This is a genomic window from Occallatibacter sp. (assembly GCF_049802275.1).
Lineage (GTDB): Bacteria > Acidobacteriota > Terriglobia > Terriglobales > Acidobacteriaceae > Telmatobacter.
Window position 1 is genome coordinate 1 of the sequence record NZ_JBARMD010000698.1, and the last position, 1,925, is coordinate 1,925.

Consider the following 1,925-nt stretch of genomic DNA (forward strand, 5'->3'; position numbering starts at 1 on the left):
GCCCGATCTCCGTGAGAGTGCTTTTGAAAGCCGATGGGAATGCGGGACGGCCGAAAGACACTTCGGTTGGATTCGATTCTGCGATTAGCGATTACCCTTAGTTCAGGTTTCGCACATTCTGACGCCGTTCCGCGAGCGGGACGGCCGGTCATTTTTCACCGGTCGCTTGCGCGTGGCGTGGCGACGTGAGCACGGATTCGCGTTGTGAACGTCGATCACCCAGCTCGACTGAGAAGATCGGTGATCTGTGCAAGCCAGGTTTTTATCTGACGGTGATCCGAAAGCGCTATGCTGGTTTTCTCCTCCAGGCTCACACGGCGGAGCGTGGTCAGGAGATCAGCAAATGACGGTTCTTCCTTACGCGAATACCAGGGCCGGTTCGGAAATTGGACGAACTGATGTCCCGTCTTGTGGAACCACACCACGATCAGACTATAGAGTATAAGCGCAAAGGGTGCGGTCCGCTCGACGGCTTTGGGCAGGCGATTGGCCGGGTCCTCCAGTCCCAGAAGCTGTTTGCAGTTCTCGAACGTACATTCAATCGCCCAGCGATGGGAGTATGCTGTGAGGATCTGCCTCGCGCTCCAATTCAGCTTGGTGCAGTAAAACATTTGATCGGGACGTTTCCCGTCCAGGTCGTGTACCAGGACGATCGTCAACTCGCGGTCTCCGCCTGCCTTGTAGTAGAGAGCCTTGATGGTTTTGACGGCGAGCGTGGCATGCAGCCCGAACTGGTTGAATTTGAGCCGAGTCCAGGGCTGAGCTGGATCCTTGGCCCACTGTGCCATGCCAGGCAGCCGAGCCCCTTTCTTCCGAGGGGCTCCCTTGCTCCCTTCCTTCTTGATGGGAGCACGTCCGTAAAGCGCGCCCTTGGGATGAACGTGGCTGATGAGGTGAACGTTGGACGGCAGATGAGAGAGAATGCTCTTGCCTCCGTAGGCGCTGTCGCCGGTGAGGATGATCTCGTCGTCGGGATACCACTGGGCAACCAACTGAATGAGTTCGAGGGCCAATTGGGGTCGAGTGCGATGATCGGGATTAGGCTTAGGTTTTGAGGTTTTGCCCCGACTCTTTTTCCCTTTGGTAAGTCCTTGTCGATTGCGGTACAGCCGCACGGCGATCGGCAAGGCGAAGACTTTCGTGGGTGCCCAAAACGGCTTCACAATGATCAGGCAGAGCACGACCCAGTCGTGTCCCCAACTGACCAGCGACTTGGCGCGACTGGAGATCAAGGGATCGTAGTGCATGCCGGCACCGTAAAGAGTCAGTCCGCGTTTCCGGCAAAGAGTATCATCGACAGCCCAAAACAAAGTGGCACCAGGGGCCAGGATGGTGCCGACCAATTTGGCCAAGAACATAGAGAAGGTGTCCAGGTCCCAGACTGCCTGGCTGAAGAAGCGATGGAACCGGCTCCAATGTCCGTTACCAACATTGCCACCGGCGGAGATGATCTCTGTCACATAGCGGTGCCGATGCGAAAGGACCCAACCGGTGACGATTTCTACGAAGGTCTGGAATGTCGGACTCGTGAAGACGGGCACAAACTGCTGTAGCAGGTCGACGAACGAAGATGTAAGTTCCATGAGTCGGCTTCCTTGCCTTGGTGCCTATTTGGTTTGTAAGCTCCAGACAGGATGCCAAAATCGGCCAAGGAAGCCGACATCACGTTCCGCAACGCGATGTATGTGCGGCGTCAGCGCGGCCGAAACTCGGCGAAATCATACATCAACGTATTCGTGGCTAAACCCCGCCAAAAATGCGAAACCTGAACTTAGGTCCTCAAGGGTCGGGCCCGACGAAACCTTGTGCCGTTTGAGCACCCCGTTGCCTTCAAGGCGGCTCAGGCCCGGAGCCTGAGTCAACTGGTGATGTGTGATCCGGTCCTGCCGGTAAAGCTCAACGAGGTACGCCTCTCTCGCCTCACC

At 56.7% G+C, this 1,925-nt stretch carries 2 protein-coding genes; both read right to left on the minus strand.

All coding sequences use genetic code 11. The features are described from left to right. Positions 1-215: 215 nt before the first annotated feature. Positions 216-1,583 (minus strand): IS701 family transposase, encoded by a 1,368-nt coding sequence (locus tag WA354_RS23560; protein ID WP_472815468.1) that lies wholly within the window; start codon positions 1,581-1,583, stop codon positions 216-218. A gap of 135 nt (positions 1,584-1,718) precedes the next feature. Then, positions 1,719-1,925, minus strand: a 207-nt coding sequence (locus WA354_RS23565) for a UPF0175 family protein (protein ID WP_472815469.1), incomplete at its 5' end; no start/stop codon positions are given.